Below are 19,440 nucleotides of genomic sequence, written 5' to 3'. Positions count from 1 at the left end.
CGGACCACGGGCGATTGTGGCCCGGGGCCAAACGCGCCATAAGCCGCGCATGACTTCTCCGCTCGTCCGCACCGCACCGTCTCCGACCGGCTTCCTGCATATCGGCAATGTCCGGTCGATCATGTTCAACTGGCTGTTTGCGCGCCGCCATGGTGGCCGCTTCCTGCTGCGCTATGACGATACCGATCTGGCGCGCTCGAAGCCGGAATTCGCAGATGCGATTGCGGAAGACCTGGCCTGGCTCGGCGTCATCCCCGACTTCGTCATCAGGCAGTCGGACCGGCTGGCGATCTATGACGCGGCGGCCGCCCGCCTGCGCGAAGCCGGCCGGCTCTACCCCTGCTACGAGACCGCCGACGAGCTCGACCGCCGCCGCAAGCGCCAGCTCGCGCGCGGCCTGCCGCCGGTCTATGACCGCGCCGCGCTGAAATTGACGGCCGAGGACCGGGCGCAGCTCGAGGCCGAGGGCCGCAAGCCGCATTGGCGCTTCCTGCTGGAGCCGCGCATCGTCGCCTGGAACGACCTCGTCCGGGGCGAGGCCCATGTCGATTGTGCCTCATTGTCGGACCAGGTGCTGATCCGCGAGGATGGCAGCTATCTCTATCATCTGCCTTCCGTCGTCGACGATGCCGAGACCGGAGTGACCCATGTCATCCGCGGCGAGGACCATGTCACCAACACGGCGGTGCAGATCCAGATTTTTGAGGCGCTGGGCGCAGCCCTGCCGCTCTTCGGCCACCACAATCTGTTGACGACGGCGAGCGGGGAGGGGCTGTCGAAGCGGCTCGGCCATCTCTCGCTGCGCGGCCTGCGCGAAAGCGGCGTCGAGGCCCTGGCCGTTGCGGCGCTCGCCGTGCTCGTCGGCTCCTCGGATGCGGTCAGGCCCGTCGCGAGCCTCGATGAGCTCTCCGGCCTCGTCGATCTTGCCCATGTCTCGCGCGCCCCGGCCAAGTTCGACGAGCATGAGCTGGAGGCGCTGAGCGCCCGCACGCTGCACCAATTACCTTATGACGCCGTGGCCGAGAGGCTGGCAGTTCTGGGCGTGCCGGCGACCGAGCCGTTCTGGCTCGCCGTGCGCGGCAATCTCGGCAAGCTCGATGATGTGAAGGGCTGGTGGCAGGTCGTCGAAGGGCCGCTGCAGCCGGTCGTCACCGACCCCGCTTTCGCCGCTGCGGCGGCGACCGTGCTGCCGGCCGAGCCTTTCGACGCGACGAGCTGGAAGAGCTGGACGCAGGCCGTGGGGGCCGCGACCGGCGCCAAGGGCAAGGCCCTGTTCATGCCGCTGCGCCTGGCGCTGACCGGGCTCGAGCACGGCCCGGAGCTGGCGGCCCTGCTGCCGCTGATCGGGCGCGAGAAGGCGCTGAAGCGGCTGGCCGGCGAGGCGGCCTGAGCGTTTTCACACCCGCGCCGTCATCCTGGACAAGCCGCGGAGCGGCGCAGCTCCGGGATCCATCATAGGGCGCGCAGTGCTCTATGATGGATCCCGGCTCTACGATGGATCCCGGGACGACCTTCGGTCGCCCAGGATGACGTGGTGTTTGCGAGTGAACCTGCGCCCTCAATCGTGCCGGTGCATCGCCGAACTGTGCTTGGTGTCGCGCATCGTCGTGTAGACCAGCAGCGACAGGAAGATCACGCCGGCGAGGTAGTAGTAGAACCACTGCTCATGGCCGAGCGTCTTGAACCAGAGCGCGATCGCCGGAGCCGTGCCGCCGAAGATCGAGACTGTCAGCGCATAGGGCACCGCGACGCCCGTCGCGCGGATCGAGGTCGGGAACAATTCGGCCTTCACCACGGCGTTGATCGAGGTGTAGCCGGCGACGAAGACCCAGGCGCCGGAAATCAGCAGGAAGGCGATCCAGGGTGATTTCGTACCGGCGAGCGCGGTCAGGATCGGCACCGTCAGCAGCGTGCCGGCGACGCCGAAGAAGATCAGCATCGGCTTGCGGCCGATCCGGTCCGAGATCGCGCCATAGATCGGCTGCAGGGCGGCGGCGAAGATCAGGGAGCCGGCGATGACATAGGTCGTGGTCAGGTCGTTGAGGCCCACCGTCTGCTTCACGAAGGTCTGCATATAGGTGGTGAAGGTGTAGAAGGCGGCGGTGCCGCCGGCGGTGAGGCCGACCACGATCGCGACCTCGCGCGGATAGCGCAGCAACCCGCGGATCGAGCTTTCGCGCTTCTTGCCCTTCAGCGCCTCGAAGCTCTCGGTCTCGTGCATGTGGCGGCGCATCAGCATGGCGATGATGGCGAGCGCCGCGCCGATGACGAAGGGGATGCGCCAGCCCCAGGCGACGAGCTGCTCATGCGTCAGGAAGACGTTCTGGAGCAGCAGCAGCACGAGGATCGCGGTGAGCTGCCCGCCGATCAGCGTGACGTATTGGAAGCTCGAATAGAAGCCGCGATGCTCGGGGTCGGCGACCTCGGTGAGATAGGTCGCGCTGGCGCCGTATTCGCCGCCGAGGCTCAGGCCCTCGACGATGCGGGCGAAGGCGAGCAATGCGGGCGCGGCGAAGCCGATCGAGGCATAGGTCGGGGTCACCGCGATGATCAGCGAGCCGAAGCACATCAGCACGACCGAGACGGTGAGCGAGAGCCGGCGGCCATAGCGGTCGGCGAGATGGCCGAACAGCCAGCCGCCGATCGGGCGCACGATGAAGCCCGCGGCAAACAGGGTCGCGGCGTTGAGCTGCTGCACGACCGGGTCGCTGGACGGGAAGAAATGCGGCGCGAAATACAGCGCGAAGGCCGTGTAGGCGTAGAAGTCGTACCATTCGACGAGGTTGCCGACCGAGCCCATGAAGATCGCCTTCAGGCGGCGTTTGGCGTCGTTGTATTCGATGGGATGGGGATGGGCGGGGATGGCGTCGTCAGACATGGCGGCCTCTGGGTCTTTGGGGGACGGAGGCGGCCTCGCGCCGTCGGGCGACGGGCGCGTCATTCTGCGGCCAGGCGGCGTCCCCATATGAGGGGTCGCCCCTTAATGCGCGCTGGCTCGTCATGCGTCCAGTGCCGGGTTGCCCGCTTGGCGGCGTAGCGTCATGGTTCCTGTGCATGAGACCATGATCGACTCTCGACGTTGTCGGCATTGCTCACGCGAGAAACCGGTACCCACTCTTTCGCGCAAGGCTCTATTGCCGCGTCGCCGAGGGGCCGAGATTGGGCGCAAGGTTCGGCGAGATGATCCGCACCGTGCGCTTCTCGCCGGTGACGCTCTTCGTCTCGCTCTTCACCCCGTCGCCCTTGTCGAGAACCTTCTCGCCGATCGTGTCAGGCCCGACGCCGGCCGATTCCGTGCCCGCCGTCGGCGAGTTCTCGGAGGGCATGGGCTTTTCGTCGGGGACATCGGGAATCGCGGCGGGCTGCACGATCGCAGGCGTCGCGCCCCGGCGCTTGGGATCGACCCTGGGTCGCGACAATTCAGCCGCGCGCTGCTCGGTGACGATGATGTCGCCCTTGCGCTTGTCGAGCAGGTATTCGGCGTCCTTCAGCGCCTGCGCCCAGCTCTGGCCCTGGCCTCGGCAGGTGCAGGCGGCGTCGAAGCTGCGCTGGTATTTTCCGGCGTTCGGCAGCGAGGTATAGGGCTGGCCGCTGCTGCGGGAGACGGAGTTCTGGATGTCGCCGCCGCTCGTCATGCCGAAGGCGGTGGTCTCCGCGCCCGGGCACAGGGCCTGGCACATCTCGTCGGCATTGCCGGGATTGTTGGCGAGCGGGAAGAAGAAGCCGTCGCAGCTGCGCACGCAGACGGTGTAGGCGCCGCCCATGCGCGGCTTTTCGGGCTCCTGCGGCGGCTGATCGGGCTGGAGCTCCGGCAGTGTCGTGTCGATCTCGCCGCGGCGCGGTTCGATTCCGAAGATCGTCTCGAAGAAGCCGCGCTGCTGCGGCCGGCAGTTGTTGTCGATCGCCGCTGCGAGTTGGGCGCGGCGCTGCTCGACGCCGCCGCCCTCGGCCTGGCGCTGAGCCGCGCCATATTGCGCCTGCAACTGGCCGATCTGCGAGCGCAGCAGGCCGCATTGCGGCGGCGGACCCTCGCCGAAGAGGGAGAAGCCGCGGTCGCAGCCCATGGCGCGGTACTGGCCGGTCACCTGCGCAAGCTGCGCGCCGACGCGCTGGGCGGCCTGGGCTGCGCGCGGATCGCCGCCGCGCTGGCCCTGCAGGCTGGCGAGCTCGGAGCGCCAGGCATTGCACGCCGGCGATTGTGCGAAAGCCGCGCCGCCCAGGCTCGCCAGCGCCACCAGCACGGCGCCGAAGCGTCGGAAAAACGGAACTGTCATCGCGGGTCGGGCCACATCACCTGTTTTGCTGGTCCAGGCGCTTGCCGCGCCGATTGCTCACGCGCGAGAACACCTGCCAAACGCGACGGAACTAAGGTCGGCGCCTGCGGCGACCGAGAGCAGGATGCGAAAAAGTGGGAACCGTTCTTTCGCATTGATCCGGCTCTGGCGCGGATTCGCTGGGAGCCGCATCTCGCATCCGCATGCCATATTTGCTTGTAGGCGGCAATCAGGCCTCGTCGCCGCGATAGCCGCCGGCGAGATGGCGGCCGCGTTCGGTCAGGGTCGAGAGCACGCGCTCGAACACTTTCAGTTCTTCGGGCGCGATGCCTTCCGTCCAGCGCGCCTGCAAGGCGAGCGCCAGCGGCACGATCTGGCCGTAGATGCGCCCGCCCGCCGCAGTCAGCGCCACGAAGGATTCGCGCCGGTCCTGCCGGTTCTCCGCGCGCGAGACCAGGCCGCGCTTCTCCAGCTCGGTGACGGCGCGCGAGACCTTGGTCTTGTGCATCTCGGCGAGTTCGCCGATGTCGCGTGAGGTCAGCTTGCCGAACTCGCCGAGCTGCGCGATGACCCGCCATTGCGGAATGTCGATGCCGAAATGCTCGCCGATGATCCGTCCGAGCGCCCGGCTGCCGAGCAGGCCGACGACATTGAGCCGGTAGGGCAGGAACTGCTCCAGCCGAAGCAGGGGGGTGGCGGCGGAAGGGGGATTGTTCGTCGACATCGCGTTTTGCGTCCGGCGGCTTCAGTTTGCATGGTATGATGCGGGCTCATGGTTCTGGAGCCCAGAGGCTGTTAGGGCCTCCGGGCAGGTGATCGCCTTTCGCCCCGCCTTGCGCAAGAGCCAGGGGGCTGGGCTTGCGGCTGCCCGGCGTTTGGGCTTGTCTCTCCGGCAAGGGGCAAGGAGGACGTTGTGGGTGTTCGAGCGAAAGCGCCGGCCAGGCGGGCTCGTGCCGGCAACGGGCCGATCATGCACCGCAAGCCAAACAAACCTCTCGACGCAGCCCAGATGATGCAGCGCTGGGCCCGCCATTGGCTGCGCAGCTGCCGCGACATGCCCAAGCACGCGCTTCGCCTGATCGATGATGCACAGGCCGATCCCGAGAAGCAGGTCCATGCGTTCCGCCGCCTGATGAAGGCATGGCGCTCCCTGCTCAAGCTCGCGCCGGACTCGCTGGCGCAGGACGCCAGGATAATGCGCGCCGAGATCAGGGCGCTCCGTCGGGATTTCGGCGCCGCCCGCGATGCCGTCGTCCTGGCCAGGACCCTCCAGGACGCGCTGGGGACGAGCCTCTTCCAGCGCCTGCCGAAGCCGGAGGGCGAAGCCGTATCGCCGGCTGCACTGCCCGATCTGCGACAGCAACTGGAGGCTGCTCGCATCAAGCTGAACCGGCTCTCGGCCGAGATGGCGCGCTGGTCGGTGGCGGGGGAAGGTGGCGCCTTTCTGCTGAAGGGCTTCGAACGCTCCTGCCGGAAAACGCGTCGGCGCCTGCAGCGCGATCCGCTCCGGATGAGCCTGAAACGCCTGCACGCGTCGCGGACGGCGGTTGTCGATCTCGGCTATCAGCTCCAGTTCTTTCGCCCGACCGAGGCGGCAGAGCTTGCGCTGCGGGGCGAGCTGGTGGAGCGGCTGCGTTCGCATTTCGGCGCCGTTGTCGATCTCGATCTGGCCCGCAGGCATCTGGACACGCTGGTGCCGACCGCGCACGGGGGCAAGGCCAAGCACAAGACGGCCGAGCAGAAGAAGGCCGAGCACAGGATCGCCCGCCGAATCGCCAGGCGACGCGGGAAGGCGGCACGGCTGGCGCGCCGGCTGCTTGACGAACGGCCGAAGGCTCTGCGCGCCCGCCTGGGTGAAATGCTGGCGATGACGGAGCCGCGCCAGGTCACGCTGAGCTGACCCGGCACGGCTTGTCCTGTCGCCGGACGAGGGCGCCTTCGCTCAGCGCGCCCGCAGCCGGTTCATGAACGAGTCGTAGGACAGCTCCGCCACCTGCCACCAGAGCAGGTTCTCGCCGCGGAAGGCGACCATGGAGTCGTAGCCCTTCTTGAAGTCCGGGCTCTTGGCCGAGGTCTCGGCGTAGTATTCCTCGGCGGCCTTGAGCGCTGCCTCCATCACCGGCATCGGGAACGCCTTCAACTGCGCGCCCTGCGCCACCAGTCGACGCAGGCCGCCGGGGTTCACGAAGTCGTATTTCGCCAGCATCCAGTTATTGGCCGCCTCGCAGGCGTTCTGGACGATTGCCTGATAATGCTTGGGCAGCTTGGCCCAGGCCTCCTTGCCGATGATCAGGTGCAGCATCGCGCCGCCCTCCCACCAGCCGGGGTAGTAGTAATATTTCGCGACCCGGATGAAGCCGAGCTTCTCATCGTCATAGGGGCCGACGAATTCGGCGGCATCGATCGTGCCGCGCTCCAGCGCCGGATAGACGTCGCCGGGCGCGATCTGGGTCGGAACCACGCCAAGCTTGGCCAGCACCGCCCCGCCCATGCCGCCGATGCGGAACTTCAGGCCCTTGAGGTCGTCGAGCCCGGTCAGTTCCTTGCGGAAGAAGCCGCCCATCTGGCAGCCGGAATTGCCGCAGGGAATCGAATAGGCGTTGAAGCGGTCGAGCACGCCGTTGACGATCTGCTCGCCACCACCGAAATACCACCAGCTATGCTGCTGGCGCGCGTTCAGCCCGAAGGGGATGCCGGTGCCCAGCCCCAGCGTCGGATCCTTGCCGATATAGAAATAGGTCGGCGAATGCGCGCATTCGACCGTGCCCGACGAGACCGCGTCGAGCGCCTGCAGGCCGGGCACGATCTCGCCGGGCGCAAAAACCTGGATCTCGAACTTGCCGTCCGTGGCGTCGCTGACGAATTTCGAGAACTGCTGGGCGGTGCCGTAAATCGTATCGAGCGACTTCGGAAAACTCGACGTCAACCGCCATTTCACCTCGGGGGCCGACTGCGCGATCGCAGGCATCGCGACCGGGGTCGCGGCGGCAGCAAGTGCCCCTGTTTTCAAAAAGTCGCGACGTTTCATATGGTCACCTCCCAAAAAGCGTGTTGCGCTCTTTCTGGCGCGTCCGGGGAGGAATGAAAAGACATGAAACTCGCGTCGCTTATGCATGGCCGGGATGGCCGACTCGTCGTGGTCTCGAAAGACCTCACCCGGGCCACCGACGCCTTCCCGGTGGTGCCGACCCTGCAGGCGGCGCTCGACGATTGGGACCGCTACGCGCCGCGCCTCGCCGATCTGGCGGAGACGCTGGAGCATGGCTCGGTCCCGTCCTTCCGCTTCCACGAGCATGATTGCGCCGCTCCGCTGCCGCGCGCCTATCAGTGGCTCGACGCCTCCGCTTATGTGAACCATGTCGAACTGGTCCGGAAGGCGCGCGGCGCGCAGATGCCGGAGAGCTTCTGGACCGACCCCTTGATGTATCAGGGCGGCAGCGATTCCAATCTCGGGCCGCGCCAGGCGATCCGCGCCCGCAGCGAGCTCGACGGCATCGATTTCGAGGCCGAGATCGCGGTCGTCACCGGCGACGTGCCGATGGGCGTCTCGCCCGCCCGTGCGCTTGGCTATATCCGCCTGGTCATGCTCGCAAACGATGTGAGCCTGCGGAATCTGGTTGCGAACGAATTGGCGAAAGGCTTTGGATTCGTTCAGTCAAAGCCGCCGACCGCCTTTTCCCCTGTCGCCGTGACGCCCGGCGAATTGGGCGCAAGCTGGACCGGAGGCAAGCTGCATCTGCCGCTGCTGACGCAGCTCAACGGCAAGCCCTTCGGCAGGCCGGACGCCGGCGTCGACATGACCTTCGATTTCGGCGCGCTGATCGCCCATGCGGCGCGCACCCGCCCGCTTGTGGCCGGCACGATCATCGGCTCTGGCACGGTCTCGAATCGCGGCGCCGATGGTGGCCCGGGCAAGCCTTTGGCGGTGAGCGGGGTCGGCTATGCCTGCATCGCCGAGCAGCGCATGGTCGAGACGATCGCACGCGGCGCGCCGGCGACGCCGTTCCTGCGCTTCGGCGACAGCATCCGCATCGAGATGAAGGACGCTGCCGGGCACTCGATCTTCGGCGCGATCGAACAGGAGATCCTGCCTCACGCGGAGTGACGCCGACGGCCGGCCCGGGGCAATCCCGGGTCGGCGAAGCGCCTTCAACACCAAATCAAATCGGGGAGGCGTCGGAAAACCGGTTTCCACGTTTCAGCTTGATGTTCTAGGCTTTGTTCGCAACCCGCTTGCCGCGAGAGTTCTGCCTGCCATGATCGAATCCGTGCCGCTCTACCCGACCACCATTCCGCTGGCCTTCTTCGTCTGGGGCCCGGCGCTGGTGATGCTGCTGTATTGGCTGGTTGGTGTCTGGGCGAGCCGGCAAGGCGTGGCGCGCCTGCTCGAGAGCGACTGGAACGGCTTCACCGTCGCCGATGTCGAGAAGCTCTTCGCCGCCTATGGCGATGAGCGCCGCGCGAAATACCGCCATCGCGTGCTGCCCGCCGATGTCGCTGTCGCCTTCGTCTATGCGATCGTCGGCGCGGTCATCATCGCCGGGCTGTGCATGCGCGGGCAGCCCTGGTGGGTCGCGGCGCTGTGCGGCGGCGGCTGGCTGCTCGGCGGGCTCTGCGACGTCGCCGAGAATTTCGCCATTGCGCGCCTGCTCGACAAATATCCCAAGGTCGAGGCCGGTGATGTCGCCTTCGCCAGCGGGACCACGCGATTGAAGCTGGTACTGTTCTCGCTCGGCATCATCGGCGCGATCGTGGCGGCTTATCTGGTGTTCAAGCCGCTGGCGGCGTGACCAAGGCTCTGGCGCGGCGGGGCCTGCGGAACCATATCGCAGCCCGAGGGTTCAACCGCGTCCCCCAGAGGAGATCAAGATGCGCTTCCGTTCCGCCATCACTGCTGCGATAGCGGTGGCTCTGAGCCTTGCCGTCTTTGCCGTTCCGGCCCAGGCCCAGGAAGACCTGATCTTCAGGAAATCCACGGTCTGGAAGATGCTGACGCCCGACGACAAGCTTGCCGTCTACGGTATCGATGATCCGGTCGTCGAGGGCGTCGCCTGCCACTATACCGTGCCCGAGAAGGGCGGTGTCGCCGGCATGTTCGGCGTCGCCGAGCAGGTCTCGGACATCTCTCTCGCCTGCCGGCAGATCGGTCCGATCAGGTTCAAGGACAAGTCCGAGCAGGGCGATGTCGTCTTCCGCGAGCGCCGCTCGCTGATCTGGAAGAAGATGCAGATCGTGCGCGGCTGCGACGCCAAGCGCAACGTATTGATCTACATGGTCTATACCGACAAGCTGATCGACGGCTCCCCGCAGAATTCGACCTCGACCGTGCCGATCATGCCCTGGGGCGCGAATGGCGATGCGCCGAAATGCGCGGAATGGGTGAAGTGAGGGGCGGCCTCAGAGCGTTTTCGAGCGAAGTGGATGCCGGTTCGCTCGCGACAACCGCGAAGCGTCCGCGCGGAGAAAACGCGTTAAAACAAAGGCCTGGAGCAATTGAACGATCCAGTCGGATCGGAAATTGCTCTAGCCGCAGACGATGACCAGCGGCCGCTCGGGCTCGGCCGTCACGGTCGCCTTGGCGAGCGTGCCGGTGAAATCCTCGCGGCTGGCGAGGCCGAAGCTCGTCGCCGAGGCGAAGCCCTTGGCCTCGCACCAGGCATTGGCGACGATCTTGCCGCATTCGGACTTCGTCGAGATGCAGTCGGCGACGCCGTAGCCGTCGCTGGCCGGGATCAGGAAGGTGCGCTGGTCGCTGGCGGCCGCGACCGTCTTGGTCGAGGGCAGGATCGACAGGGACAAGCCCGCGCCGATGATCCCGAAGAGGCCGACAAGAGCGATGGCGCGGCGCATTTCAGATATTCCTCGTGACCCGGTCGGGCGCTCAACCCTCAAATCGCGAGGATGGTTCCAACCGGTTAAATTTGGATGAACTCGTGCCGGCCATGTTGCGGCGCAACAAGCGGGGCGCCCTCTTGACGCAAAGCCCGCATGCAGGCAATCAGTTTTTCATGACGCGAGCCGCCAACCCGATTTGCATTATTTGCCGCTAGCTTTCGCTGGCCGGCTGCTCACGTCCTCGTCCTGAAACGGAAAGACAGACAGCGCCCCGGCCAGCGGCCAGGATTTGCTCGTCTCCATGCCTTCCGCCGTTTCGCCAGGACACCCGCCGATGTCGCCGACCTTGAGGCTCTACAACACGCTGACGCGGACGAAGGAGGATTTCGCTCCGATCGATCCCGATAATGTCCGCATGTATGTCTGCGGCCCGACGGTTTATGACTATGCCCATATCGGCAATGCTCGCCCGGTCATCGTCTTCGACGTGCTCTACCGGCTGCTGCGGCATCTCTATGGCGCCGACCATGTCACCTATGCCCGCAACCTCACCGACGTCGACGACAAGATCAATGCGCGGGCGGCGCGCGACTATCCCGGCCTGCCGCTGAACCAGGCGATCGCTGGGGTCACGCAAGCGACGACGGCGCAGTTCCATGCCGATATCGGCGCGCTCGGCAACCTGCCGCCCGACTCCGAGCCGCGCGCCACCGACCATATCGAGGAGATGAAGGCGATCATCGAGCGCCTGATCGCGCGCGGCGTCGCCTATGTCGCAGAAGAGCATGTGCTGTTCCATGTGCCCGCCGTCGAGCATCTCAAGGCCGCGCCGAAATACGGCTCGCTGGCGCGCCGGCCGCTCGACGAGATGATCGCCGGCGCACGGGTGGATGTCGCTCCCTACAAAAGAGATCCGATGGATTTCGTGCTGTGGAAGCCGAGCCGCGAGGGCGTCGATCCGGGCTGGCCTTCGCCGGCAGGGATCAAGACGCCCGGCCGTCCGGGCTGGCATATCGAATGCTCGGCGATGTCGATGGCGAAGCTGCTCGCGCCCTTCGGCGGCGGCTTGTCCTGCGACGATCCGGCCAAGAATGTCTTCGACATCCATGGCGGCGGCATCGATCTCGTCTTCCCGCATCATGAGAACGAGATCGCCCAGTCCTGCTGCGCCTTTGGCGGCGCCGCCGGGGCAGGGCGCATGGCCAATATCTGGATGCATAACGGCTTCCTGCAGGTCGAGGGCGAGAAGATGTCGAAATCGCTCGGCAACTTCGTCACCATCAACGAATTGCTGGAGACCGAGGTCTTTGGCGGACGGAAATGGCCGGGCGAAGTGCTGCGCCTCGCCATGCTCAAGACGCATTATCGCCAGCCGATCGACTGGACGGTGAAGGCGCTGGAGGAGGCGGAGAAGACGCTTGCCGAATGGTCGGATGTCGCCGCCGATGCGGAGGTCGGACAGCCGTCGCAGGCGTTTCTTGACGCTCTGGCTGATGATCTGAACATCGCCAAGGCGCTGGCCGAGCTTCATGCGCTTCGCAAGGCGGGGGAGTTGTCCCGGCTGCGCGGTGCGCTGTCGCTGCTTGGCATCGACCTGCGTGCCCAGGGCAACGCGCTGGACGACACAACGCTTCGTGCTGCCGTCGAAACGCAGATCGCCGCGCGTCTCGAAGCCCGCCGCGCCAAGAATTTCGCCGAATCCGACCGCATTCGCGACGTGCTTCTGGCGCAAGGCATCCAGCTCAAGGACGGCAAGGATGCTGACGGCAACCCGACCACGACCTGGGAGGTAAAGCGATGAATCGCCAACCTGCCCCCTCTCCCCTCGCGGGAGAGGGTTGGGGTGAGGGGGCGCGCGACGGTCACCGTGCAGCGACTGCAAAGTCGCAACCCGGAAACGTCACGGCGCCCCCTCATCCGGCCGCTGCGCGGCCACCTTCTCCCGCCAGGGGAGAAGGGGAGAACGCGGCGACGCTTTCGCAGACCCTGCGAGGGCGCGCTCGCGCCATGCGCAAGGAGCCGACCGAGGCCGAGCGCAAGCTTTGGCATCTGGTGCGCGATCGGCGTTTCAGCGGTTTCAAGTTCCGCCGGCAGGTGCCGATCGGGCGCTATATCGTCGATCTCGTCTGTCTGGAAAAGCGCCTGATCGTTGAAGCAGATGGCGGCCAACATGCCGAGAATGCGCATGATGTCGTGAGAGATGCCTGGCTGGCGGTGCAGGGTTTTCGCATCCGCCGCTTCTGGAACGCAGACATTCTCCAGCGCCCCGACGAAGTGCGAGACACGCTTTGGCACGACCTGGACGGTGTTGCCCGTATTGAGCCGACAGAGACGGCGGAGATGAGATCATGACCCCCACCCCGAAGATCCGCCCCGCCGGCGCTCTTTCCGTTGCCATGAAGCTCGTCATGCTCGCCATGGTGATGCCGCGTGTGCTGCGCTTCAAATTGAGGCGCGAGCGATGAGCGCTGCCCGCATCCACCTCTTCGACACCACCTTGCGCGACGGCGCGCAGACGACGGGCGTCGATTTCTCGCTCGACGACAAGCGCAGCGTCGCCGCCATGCTCGACAAGCTCGGCATCGACTATGTCGAGGGCGGCTATCCCGGCGCCAATCCGCTGGATACGGCCTTCTTCGCGCAGAAACCGACGACGCAGGCCAAATTCGCCGCCTTCGGCATGACCAAGCGCGCCGGCCGCTCGGCCGCCAATGATCCCGGCATCGCAGCGTTGCTGGAGGCCAAGGCCGACGCCATCGTCTTCGTCGCCAAGGCCTGGGACTACCATGTCCATGTCGCGCTCGAGATTCCGCTCGAAGACAACCTCATCGGCATCGCTGAAAGCGTCGAAGCCGCCAGGGCCGCCGGCCGTGAGGTCATGCTCGATTGCGAGCACTTCTTCGACGGCTACAAGGCCAATCCCGATTATGCGCTCTCCTGCGCCCGCACGGCCTATGAGGCCGGGGCGCGCTGGGTCGTGCTCTGCGACACCAATGGCGGCACGCTGCCCGACGAGATCGGGACAATCGTCGCAGAAGTGACGAAAACCATTCCCGGCGACCATCTCGGCATCCACGCGCATGATGATTGCGGCTGCGCGGTGGCCAATTCGCTGGCCGCCGTCGAGGCCGGCGCGCGCCAGATCCAGGGCACGCTGAACGGGCTCGGCGAGCGCTGCGGCAATGCCAATCTGGTGACGCTGATCGGCGCGCTTAAGCTGAAGGAGCGCTATCGCGAGCGCTTCGCCATCGGCGTCGGCGAGGCGCAGCTCGGCGAGCTCACCCATGTCTCGCGGGCGCTCGACGAGATGCTGAACCGGGCGCCCAACCGCCACGCGCCCTTCGTCGGAGCCTCCGCCTTCACCACCAAGGCCGGCATTCATGCCTCGGCCGTGCTGAAGGACCCGCGCACCTATGAGCATGTCCCGCCCGAGGCGACGGGCAATCTGCGCAAGGTTCTGATTTCCGACCAGGGCGGGAAATCCAACCTCGTCGCCGAGCTGGAGCGCATCGGCGTGACGCTCGGCCGCGACGATCCGCGGCTGGGCCGGGTGCTCGACGAGGTCAAGGAGAAGGAGGCGCAAGGCTACGCTTTCGAGGGCGCCGACGCCTCCTTCTTCCTGCTTGCCAAGCGCATCATCGGCGAATTGCCGGCCTATTTCGAGATCGAGCGCTTCACTGCCAATGTCGAGCGTCGCCATAATGCGCTGGGCGAGCTCGTCACCTTCTCCGAGGCGATCGTGAAGGTGAAGGTCGGCGAGGAGGTGCTGATCTCGGTCGCCGAAAGCGCACTCGGCCCGGTCAACGCGCTCGACCTGGCGCTGCGCAAGGATCTCGGCCGCTACCAGTCATTGATCGAGGGCTTGCGCCTCGTCGACTACAAGGTCCGGGTCTTCCAGGGCGGCACGGACGCGGTCACCCGGGTGCTGATCGAGTCGGCCGACGAGACCGGCGCGCGCTGGACCACGGTCGGCGTCAGCGCCAACATCATCGACGCCTCGTTCCAGGCGCTGGTGGATTCGATCACCTACAAGCTGATGCGCGAGGGCGCGACGGCTTAAACAGCTGAATGGGGCGAAAGCACTCGACCAATAACGATCTAGGCGCGGGGAACCCTTCTCCCGGATGAGAAAAGGGCAGGGATGAGGGGCTGCCGCTGATTATTGGAGCGCGACTGCGCCGCAGCGCATTCTATTGAGAGGGCACACCCTCATCCGGCGCTCCGCGCCACCTTCTCCCATCCGGGAGAAGGGAAGAAGCGCGTGCGCGTCCTCACTCCGTCAGGCGGATGACCCGATCCTTGCACAGATCCATGCTCTCGCCATCGCTCTCGGCATCGTCGCCGAAACGGGCGAGCACGTAGTAGTTGCAGCCCGAGGGCTTGTTGAGCTTGATCGACGTGCTCTTGCCCGGCTCAAGCGGCTTGGCGAGCTTGGCGACGAGGCGCGACTGGTCGCCGGTCGTGGCGATCTCAAAGGTCGTCAGGGGCGAGGCGCGCATATTGGTGATCTTGATCTGCGCCGGCGGTTTGGCCTTCTGCGCCGCGGCGGGAGCGGCTGCGAGCATCAGCCCGGCGCAGAGGCCCGCAGTGGCGGTGGCGATAACGCGTTGGAACTTCATCATTGTTTCGTCCCCATTGGCAAAGCTTTGGCGTTCTCCGCCGGTATCTGACACCGGGCTTGGGACGAGAACAAGGCAGCACGCCGGCGCAATCGGAACCTTGCGTGGGATGGGCATGCATTGCCGCGCGAATGCGCCTATATCACCCGGCCAACTGGAATCATTTCAAGATGTCTGCGCCAGCCGCGTCCAACCCGCCGCCGAGTTTCGCCCGCTCGGCCGTGCTGCAACCCGGCTCCGGCTTCGTCGCGACCTTCCGCGCGCTCTGGCCCTATCTCTGGCCGGCCGACCGCGCCGATCTGCGCAAGCGCGTCGTGCTCGCCTTCGCCCTGCTCGTCGCGGGCCGCATCGTGCTGATGGGCGTGCCCTTCGCCTTCAAATGGACGACGGACGCGCTCGCCAATACGCCGAGCAGCCTGGAGCGCTGGCTGCCCTGGCTCGTCGGCGCGCCCCTGGCGCTGACGGTGATCTACGGGCTGGCGCGCGTCGGCTCGGCCGCCTTCATCCAGTTGCGCGATGCGCTGTTCGCGCCGGTCTTCATGCATGCGGTGAGGACGCTGGCGCTGCAGACCTTCGGCCATCTGCATTATCTCTCGCTGCGCTTCCATCTGGAGCGCAAGACCGGCGGCCTGACCCGGGTCCTGGAGCGCGGGCGCAACGGCATCGAGGAGATGGTCCGGCTCGGCCTCAACCAGCTCGTACCGGTGGTGATCGAGCTCGTGCTGATCATCGCGGTGCTGCTGACGATCTTCAACTGGGTCTATGTCGTCGTGCTGGTCGTGATGGTGACGACCTATATGACCTACACCATCAAGGCGACGGAGTGGCGCATTGCCATCCGCTCGCAGATGAACGAGTCCGATACCGACGCCAATTCCAAGGCGATCGACTCGCTCCTGAACTACGAGACGGTGAAGTATTTCGGCGCCGAAGCCCGCGAGACGGCGCGCTACGACCTCTCCATGGCGCGCTATGAGCGCAATTCGATCAAGGCCTACACCTCGCTCGCCTGGCTCAATTTCGGCCAGGCCGCGATCTTCGCCGCCGGGCTGACGCTCTCGATGGTGATGGCGGTGCAGGGCTTTCGCGCGGGCACGCTGACGGTCGGCGATTTCGTGCTGATCAACGCCATGCTGATCCAGCTCTACCAGCCGCTGAATTTCATGGGCACCGTCTATCGCGAGATCAAGCAGGCGACGCTCGACATCGAGCAGATGTTCTCGCTGATCGGCAAGGATCCCGAGATCCAGGACAAGCCGGGTGCGCTGCCGCTGCGGGTCGATGCCGGCGAGGTCCGCTTCGAGGACGTCCATTTCGCCTATATCCCGGAGCGGCCGATCCTGAAGGGCATCTCCTTCACCGTGCCGCCGGGCAAGACCATCGCGATCGTCGGGCCTTCCGGCGCCGGCAAGTCGACGATCTCGCGCCTGCTGTTCCGCTTCTATGAGCCCAATGCCGGCCGCATCCTGATCGACGGGCAGCCGATCGCGGATGTCCAGCAGGTCAGCCTGCGGGCGGCGATCGGCATGGTTCCGCAGGACACGGTGCTGTTCAACGATACGATCGAATACAACATCCGCTATGGCCGGCCCGATGCGAGCGAAGCAGAGGTCGAGGAGGCGGCGCGGCTCGCCCAGATCGACCGCTTCATCAAATCCCTGCCGGACGGCTACGCCACCTCGGTCGGCGAGCGCGGCCTGAAGCTCTCGGGCGGCGAGAAGCAGCGCGTCGCGATCGCCCGCACCATCCTCAAGGGCCCGCCCGTGCTGGTTCTGGACGAGGCGACCTCGGCGCTCGATTCCTTCACCGAGAAGGAGATCCAGGATGCGCTCGACCGGGTCAGCGAGGGCCGCACCACCTTGGTCATCGCCCACCGGCTCTCGACCGTGATCAATGCCGACGAGATCATCGTGCTCGATAAGGGCCTGATCGTCGAGCGCGGCAGCCATCCGCAATTGCTCGCGGCCGATGGCGTCTATGCGGCGCTCTGGAACCGCCAGCGCCAGGTCGACGAGGCCAAGGCGACGCTGCAGCGCGCGACCGCGGAGGAAGCGCCGAGCGTCAGGGTCAGCCTGACGGAGTAGGCCTCTTCCTTCTCCCCTCGCGGGAGAAGGTGGCGCGCAGCGCCGGATGAGGGGGCGCCGTGCCCTGTCCAGCGGGCGTCACAAGGCAAAACGGCAATCGTCGAGCGCCCCCTCATCCGTCTCGGCTTCGCCGAGCCACCTTCTCCCGCGAGGGGAGAAGGGAAGGGAGAAGGGAATGGCCCTGTTTAAAACCACTCGCATCTGTGGCGTGCTTCCTGCATCGTGACCATGGTGGAGCCGGTGGCTCCAATGGCCGAAGCGGGGGCTTCCAATGTTCGATCCGACCACATTCGTAGGCTTTCACACCTGGCTCAGCATCATCGCCATCCTGGCGGGCATTCCCGTTGCGATCGGCCTGCTCAAGGGCCACACCGTTCCGCGCTGGACCGGCGTCTATCTCGCCACCGCCTTCGCCACGAGCGCGACGGGCTTCGGCTTTCCCTTCACCGGCGTGCTGCCTTCCCATATCGTCGGGGCGATCTCGCTCGCGCTGCTGATCGTGGCCGGTTTTTCGCTTTATGGCCGCGGCCTCGCCGATGGCTGGCGGCGGATCTATGCGATCACCGCGATGCTGGCGCTTTATCTGCTCGTCTTCGTCGCCGTCGCCCAGGCCTTCCTCAAGGTGCCGGCGCTGCGTGCGCTCGCCCCGACGCAAGGCGAGCCGCCCTTCGCCATCGCGCAGGGCGTGGTGCTGTTCGTCTTTGCCGTGCTGACCTGGCTCGCGGCGCGGCGCTTCACCAGCGTCCACGTCGCCGCCTGAGCCTCAGCGCCTGTTAGAGATGTTCCTCAGCCCTCATCCTGAGGAGCCATTCCGCGAGGAATGGCGTCTCGAAGGATGCTCCAGATGGTTCAAGAGCGTCCTGGTCCATCCTTCGAGACGCCGCTGCGCGGCTCCTCAGGATGAGGGCTGGAGTTTCCACACGTCTCTCAGCGAGCCGTCGCCGTCATCAGCAAGGGCCGTTTCGGCCGCAAGGTGATCTTCAAGGTCGGCTCGGGCGGCTCCTGCGTCAGCGGCTCGAGCCTGATCGCGCGCAGCAGCACGGCCAGGATCGCGACCGCCTCCATGGTGGCAAAGGCGCTGCCGATGCAGATGCGCGGTCCGGCCCCGAAGGGCAGATAGGCATAGCGATGCCGCAGGCGCGCGGCCTCGCCCAGGAAGCGGGCGGGTTCGAAGCGGTCGGGCAGGTCCCAGAGCCGCTCATGCCGGTGCACCGCCTGGATCGGCACATAAAGCACCATGCCCTTGTTGAGCGTGACGCCGCCCAGCTGGAAGGCGTCCTCGACCTGCCGGGTGATGACCGGCACGGGCGGATAGAGCCGCATCGCCTCCTGGAAGACGGCCCTGGTCAAGGGCAGCGCCATGACCTGCTCCGGCTTGAGCGCATCGCCGCCGGTCACCGCCTCGATCTCCGCCAGCACGGCATCCTCGACCGCGCGATGCCGGGACAGGAGGTGGAAGGTCCAGGCGAGGCCGAGCGCGGTCGTCTCATGGCCGGCGGTGACGAAGGTCAAGAGGTTGTCGACGATCTCGGCGTCGCTCATCGCGCGGCCGGATTCGGGGTCGGCGCTGGCGAGCAGCATGTCGACGAGGTCGTTGCGGTGCTCGCCGCTGGCGCGCCGCTTGGCGACGATCGCACCCAGGGTCTCGCGCAGATAGGCGACGGAGGACAAGGCGCGCCTGCGGCCGGGATAAGGCAGCCATTCCGGCGTGCGGAGCAGGCTGTAGGCGAACATGAAGTTGCTCGGTTCGAGATAGTCGGTGATGGCGCCTTCGACCTTGCCGGCGTCGAAATCGCCACTGCCCGAAAGCATGGTCTCGACGATGATGGCGAAGGTGGTGCGCATCATCTCCTGGCCGATATCGAGCGGCCCCGCCTTGCCGAGCCAGCTGTCGCGCGTCGCCTCGGCCGCCGCGATCATCGCCGGCAGGAAGCTGGTCAGGCTGTCATGCTGGAAGCCTGCGGCGACCGCGCGACGCTGCCAGCGCCAATGTGCGCCATCGGCCGTCAGCAGGCCCTGGCCGACCGCGGGTCCGAGCACCCGGCGCATGGTGTCGCCCTTGCCGAGCGCGTCGGCATTGCGCAGCAGCGCCTCCTGGATCAATGCGGGATCGCAGATATAGAGGCTGTCCCGCCCGGCGACGCGCGCGAGCACGAGCTTCTCCGAGAACGCCTCCGGCGGAATCGCGCTGAGCGGGTTGCGCAGCAGCGCGGTCAGCACGGCGAGCGAGGAGCGCCGGCTCCGGAACGGGATTTCGGGGGCGATCTCGGCGGCGGCGTCGGCCATCATGGTCAAGGCTTCGGTCTCCCGGTTCATGCCCCGCAACGCGCCGGCATTGTGCCTGCGAATGTGGCGAATGAACAACCGTGGCGCGTCTTGCCTTGTTTCCGCGCTTTTCCGTCATGCTCGGGCTTGACCCGAGCATCTCGTGCCGAAGGAGCCTGTCTTTGCCGGAGCTTCTCCCGGCCTGAGATTCTCGGGTCTTCGCTGCGCTACGCCCGAGAATGACGCGCGCCTTTTCCCTTCTCCCCTCGCGGGAGAAGGTGGCGCGCAGCGCCGGATGAGCGGCTGTGTTGTTGGTCAAGGGTTTTGTGTTCGCCAGGGTGTGTTGTCTCTGACGATTGCGTT

17 protein-coding genes are annotated in these 19,440 nt (G+C 66.3%); 10 read left to right on the top strand and 7 right to left on the bottom strand.

Translation table 11 applies throughout. The features are described from left to right. Positions 1 to 49: 49 nt before the first annotated feature. Complete coding sequence (gltX, locus tag CYD53_RS10165; protein WP_103717985.1) at positions 50 to 1,390, top strand: glutamate--tRNA ligase; 1,341 nt, start codon at positions 50 to 52, stop codon at positions 1,388 to 1,390. Positions 1,391 to 1,558: 168 nt separating this feature from the next. Here the strand turns inward: gltX and CYD53_RS10160 are convergent, their stop codons facing one another. From CYD53_RS10160 to CYD53_RS10150, 3 genes are all read right to left on the bottom strand, one after another. Further along, on the bottom strand, positions 1,559 to 2,878 hold the full coding sequence (locus CYD53_RS10160; RefSeq protein ID WP_103717984.1) for an MFS transporter: 1,320 nt from the start codon (positions 2,876 to 2,878) through the stop codon (positions 1,559 to 1,561). Positions 2,879 to 3,131: 253 nt separating this feature from the next. Continuing rightward, entirely contained in the window at positions 3,132 to 4,274 is a 1,143-nt protein-coding gene (locus tag CYD53_RS10155; RefSeq protein ID WP_103717983.1) for a DUF2865 domain-containing protein, read from the bottom strand. A gap of 229 nt (positions 4,275 to 4,503) precedes the next feature. Next, entirely contained in the window at positions 4,504 to 4,998 is a 495-nt protein-coding gene (locus CYD53_RS10150) for a MarR family winged helix-turn-helix transcriptional regulator (protein WP_103717982.1), read from the bottom strand. A 246-nt stretch (positions 4,999 to 5,244) separates the two neighbouring features. On the opposite strand from CYD53_RS10150, the gene CYD53_RS10145 reads away from it, so the two are divergent. Beyond that, a complete protein-coding gene (locus tag CYD53_RS10145; protein ID WP_103717981.1) occupies positions 5,245 to 6,174 on the top strand; it encodes a CHAD domain-containing protein in 930 nt (309 codons plus the stop codon). Positions 6,175 to 6,216: 42 nt separating this feature from the next. On the opposite strand, the gene CYD53_RS10140 is transcribed toward CYD53_RS10145, so the two are convergent. Then, a complete protein-coding gene (locus CYD53_RS10140) occupies positions 6,217 to 7,302 on the bottom strand; it encodes a TRAP transporter substrate-binding protein (RefSeq protein ID WP_069690915.1) in 1,086 nt (361 codons plus the stop codon). A gap of 63 nt (positions 7,303 to 7,365) precedes the next feature. Here CYD53_RS10140 and CYD53_RS10135 point away from each other — a divergent pair, with 63 nt between their 5' ends. The 3 genes from CYD53_RS10135 to CYD53_RS10125 all read left to right on the top strand — a co-directional run bounded on the left by CYD53_RS10135 (position 7,366) and on the right by CYD53_RS10125 (position 9,662). Continuing rightward, a complete protein-coding gene (locus CYD53_RS10135) occupies positions 7,366 to 8,379 on the top strand; it encodes a fumarylacetoacetate hydrolase family protein (protein ID WP_103717980.1) in 1,014 nt (337 codons plus the stop codon). A gap of 151 nt (positions 8,380 to 8,530) precedes the next feature. Continuing rightward, positions 8,531 to 9,064 (top strand): hypothetical protein, encoded by a 534-nt coding sequence (locus tag CYD53_RS10130; RefSeq protein ID WP_103717979.1) that lies wholly within the window; start codon positions 8,531 to 8,533, stop codon positions 9,062 to 9,064. A gap of 79 nt (positions 9,065 to 9,143) precedes the next feature. Beyond that, complete coding sequence (locus CYD53_RS10125) at positions 9,144 to 9,662, top strand: CreA family protein (RefSeq protein WP_103717978.1); 519 nt, start codon at positions 9,144 to 9,146, stop codon at positions 9,660 to 9,662. Between the two features lie 135 nt (positions 9,663 to 9,797). On the opposite strand, the gene CYD53_RS10120 is transcribed toward CYD53_RS10125, so the two are convergent. Then, the gene (locus tag CYD53_RS10120) at positions 9,798 to 10,124 is read right to left on the bottom strand and encodes a hypothetical protein (RefSeq protein WP_103717977.1); all 327 of its coding nucleotides are present in this window, start codon (positions 10,122 to 10,124) and stop codon (positions 9,798 to 9,800) included. A gap of 286 nt (positions 10,125 to 10,410) precedes the next feature. On the opposite strand from CYD53_RS10120, the gene cysS reads away from it, so the two are divergent. The 3 genes from cysS to cimA all read left to right on the top strand — a co-directional run bounded on the left by cysS (position 10,411) and on the right by cimA (position 14,169). Beyond that, positions 10,411 to 11,910, top strand: coding sequence for a cysteine--tRNA ligase (gene cysS, locus CYD53_RS10115; RefSeq protein WP_425428281.1), 1,500 nt, complete (start codon positions 10,411 to 10,413; stop codon positions 11,908 to 11,910). Positions 11,911 to 12,095: 185 nt separating this feature from the next. Continuing rightward, positions 12,096 to 12,461 (top strand): endonuclease domain-containing protein, encoded by a 366-nt coding sequence (locus CYD53_RS30690; protein ID WP_281261257.1) that lies wholly within the window; start codon positions 12,096 to 12,098, stop codon positions 12,459 to 12,461. Between the two features lie 109 nt (positions 12,462 to 12,570). Beyond that, the gene (gene cimA / locus CYD53_RS10105; RefSeq protein ID WP_103717974.1) at positions 12,571 to 14,169 is read left to right on the top strand and encodes a citramalate synthase; all 1,599 of its coding nucleotides are present in this window, start codon (positions 12,571 to 12,573) and stop codon (positions 14,167 to 14,169) included. A 211-nt stretch (positions 14,170 to 14,380) separates the two neighbouring features. On the opposite strand, the gene CYD53_RS10100 is transcribed toward cimA, so the two are convergent. After that, positions 14,381 to 14,728: a hypothetical protein gene (locus CYD53_RS10100; RefSeq protein ID WP_146055873.1), complete on the bottom strand. Its 348-nt coding sequence runs from the start codon at positions 14,726 to 14,728 to the stop codon at positions 14,381 to 14,383. A gap of 131 nt (positions 14,729 to 14,859) precedes the next feature. Here CYD53_RS10100 and CYD53_RS10095 point away from each other — a divergent pair, with 131 nt between their 5' ends. Beyond that, positions 14,860 to 16,812, top strand: a complete 1,953-nt coding sequence (locus CYD53_RS10095) for an ABCB family ABC transporter ATP-binding protein/permease (protein WP_425428280.1) — start codon at positions 14,860 to 14,862, stop codon at positions 16,810 to 16,812. Between the two features lie 271 nt (positions 16,813 to 17,083). Next, on the top strand, positions 17,084 to 17,572 hold the full coding sequence (locus CYD53_RS10090; RefSeq protein ID WP_103717972.1) for a hypothetical protein: 489 nt from the start codon (positions 17,084 to 17,086) through the stop codon (positions 17,570 to 17,572). Positions 17,573 to 17,739: 167 nt separating this feature from the next. On the opposite strand, the gene CYD53_RS10085 is transcribed toward CYD53_RS10090, so the two are convergent. Next, positions 17,740 to 19,101: a cytochrome P450 gene (locus tag CYD53_RS10085; RefSeq protein WP_245928199.1), complete on the bottom strand. Its 1,362-nt coding sequence runs from the start codon at positions 19,099 to 19,101 to the stop codon at positions 17,740 to 17,742. Positions 19,102 to 19,440 lie beyond the last annotated feature (339 nt).

It is taken from the genome of Allobosea psychrotolerans (assembly GCF_002917105.1).
GTDB lineage: Bacteria > Pseudomonadota > Alphaproteobacteria > Rhizobiales > Beijerinckiaceae > Allobosea > Allobosea psychrotolerans.
This window is presented reverse-complemented; position numbering and strand designations above follow the sequence as displayed.

Excerpts from the sequence above, each read along its gene's own strand:
- cimA (WP_103717974.1), top strand. The coding sequence starts at position 12,571 with ATGAGCGCTGCCCGCATCCACCTCTTCGACACCACCTTGCGCGACGGC.
- CYD53_RS10090 (WP_103717972.1), top strand. The coding sequence starts at position 17,084 with ATGTTCGATCCGACCACATTCGTAGGCTTTCACACCTGGCTCAGCATC.
- CYD53_RS10085 (WP_245928199.1), bottom strand. The coding sequence starts at position 19,101 with ATGATGGCCGACGCCGCCGCCGAGATCGCCCCCGAAATCCCGTTCCGG.
- gltX (WP_103717985.1), top strand. The coding sequence starts at position 50 with ATGACTTCTCCGCTCGTCCGCACCGCACCGTCTCCGACCGGCTTCCTG.
- CYD53_RS10120 (WP_103717977.1), bottom strand. The coding sequence starts at position 10,124 with ATGCGCCGCGCCATCGCTCTTGTCGGCCTCTTCGGGATCATCGGCGCG.
- CYD53_RS10130 (WP_103717979.1), top strand. The coding sequence starts at position 8,531 with ATGATCGAATCCGTGCCGCTCTACCCGACCACCATTCCGCTGGCCTTC.
- CYD53_RS10145 (WP_103717981.1), top strand. The coding sequence starts at position 5,245 with ATGCACCGCAAGCCAAACAAACCTCTCGACGCAGCCCAGATGATGCAG.
- CYD53_RS10095 (WP_425428280.1), top strand. The coding sequence starts at position 14,860 with ATGCGCCTATATCACCCGGCCAACTGGAATCATTTCAAGATGTCTGCG.
- CYD53_RS10140 (WP_069690915.1), bottom strand. The coding sequence starts at position 7,302 with ATGAAACGTCGCGACTTTTTGAAAACAGGGGCACTTGCTGCCGCCGCG.
- cysS (WP_425428281.1), top strand. The coding sequence starts at position 10,411 with ATGCCTTCCGCCGTTTCGCCAGGACACCCGCCGATGTCGCCGACCTTG.
- CYD53_RS10160 (WP_103717984.1), bottom strand. The coding sequence starts at position 2,878 with ATGTCTGACGACGCCATCCCCGCCCATCCCCATCCCATCGAATACAAC.
- CYD53_RS10125 (WP_103717978.1), top strand. The coding sequence starts at position 9,144 with ATGCGCTTCCGTTCCGCCATCACTGCTGCGATAGCGGTGGCTCTGAGC.
- CYD53_RS10135 (WP_103717980.1), top strand. The coding sequence starts at position 7,366 with ATGAAACTCGCGTCGCTTATGCATGGCCGGGATGGCCGACTCGTCGTG.
- CYD53_RS10150 (WP_103717982.1), bottom strand. The coding sequence starts at position 4,998 with ATGTCGACGAACAATCCCCCTTCCGCCGCCACCCCCCTGCTTCGGCTG.
- CYD53_RS10100 (WP_146055873.1), bottom strand. The coding sequence starts at position 14,728 with ATGAAGTTCCAACGCGTTATCGCCACCGCCACTGCGGGCCTCTGCGCC.
- CYD53_RS10155 (WP_103717983.1), bottom strand. The coding sequence starts at position 4,274 with ATGACAGTTCCGTTTTTCCGACGCTTCGGCGCCGTGCTGGTGGCGCTG.